This window comes from Micromonospora sp. DT44, from assembly GCF_049841635.1.
GTDB lineage: Bacteria > Actinomycetota > Actinomycetes > Mycobacteriales > Micromonosporaceae > Micromonospora.
Genome location: NZ_JBNCKS010000144.1, coordinates 1 through 1,049, shown reverse-complemented (window position 1 = coordinate 1,049; position 1,049 = coordinate 1). Strand labels below are relative to the sequence as shown.

The following is a 1,049-nucleotide window of genomic DNA, read 5'->3' as shown; positions in this document are numbered from 1 at the left end:
TCTACCGACCGAGTTACATCCATCGACCGGACCCGTTGTGCGACACGCCCGACCGACCCTGAAACCAAACGCGCTCTAAGGACCTCGTTGTCCTCACGCTCCAATCATGGCAAACGCAGGCCGGGCAGGCCCGAGCGTTGCTCGAATTCAGCGGGTACAAAGAAGGGTCCGTCCTGGTGTCCATACAGGATTCAATTGCGTGTCCATACAGGATTCAATTGCGGAAGCATCCACGGTGCGTCGGGAACTGCTTGGAAGACCAACGGCGGACTTAGTTCTAGCCACACATGACATCCGCGTGCTAATCGCGCAGGTTGCAGCAGAGCTGAACTCGATTGGCGCAATCGAAGCAGCAAACGCCGGAGGCGATACACATGCACGAGGTTGATGACTACGACCGTTTGGCCCGACTTGTGAACGCGTTGCTGCTACAGACCCGCGCCGGGCGACTGCGCTGGCGCATGCGGAATGCGTTGGCGCAAGAGATAATCTCGTACACCACGTCTACCTCGAGCGCGACAATATCGATAGGAAAGCAACTCTCTGTTGACATGCTGATTTTCTCGGTACAAGATGCAACGGGAAAGGTGATCGAGGAATATACGGATGGCCCGGTGCTGTACGCACCCCAGGCGGGTGAACTGAATCAACTCCTGCGGTTCCTCTGGCAACACGTCGACAAGGAAAGGGAACGTAAAGGCTCGTTCATTGACAACATCATCAACGAGCTTCACCATTCACCACCTAGCAACAACGACCGTGATTGACATTCGCCGAGAGCGTCGAGCGTAGCCCCGTCACGAAAGACGGCAATGATAGCCCTTGCACTACCCTTCAATCTATCTAGGATCATCTAAATGGAAGATGCGGCTGCATGGGTAGGTGTCGGCGCCTCCGTGCTGATGTCTGCCGGAGCCCTCGTCGTGTCGATCCGATCTCTGCGGGAGTCGCGCCGAGCAGCGGACGCGTCCGAGCCCTCTTGGTCAGGATGGCGTGAGGCACCCCGTGTGAGTGGGGTGGTGACCTGCTGAGGGCGGGGATCGGAGATC

At 57.5% G+C, this 1,049-nt stretch carries 1 protein-coding gene; it reads left to right on the top strand.

Translation table 11 applies throughout. From position 1 onward, the window contains the following. Nucleotides 1-374 precede the first annotated feature (374 nt). On the top strand, nt 375-767 hold the full coding sequence (locus ACLQ25_RS32670) for a hypothetical protein (RefSeq protein WP_425734581.1): 393 nt from the start codon (nt 375-377) through the stop codon (nt 765-767). Nucleotides 768-1,049: the final 282 nt, after the last annotated feature.

Bases quoted from the DNA above. Each gene is read 5' to 3' on its own strand.
- ACLQ25_RS32670 (WP_425734581.1), top strand. From the start codon at position 375: ATGCACGAGGTTGATGACTACGACCGTTTGGCCCGACTTGTGAACGCG.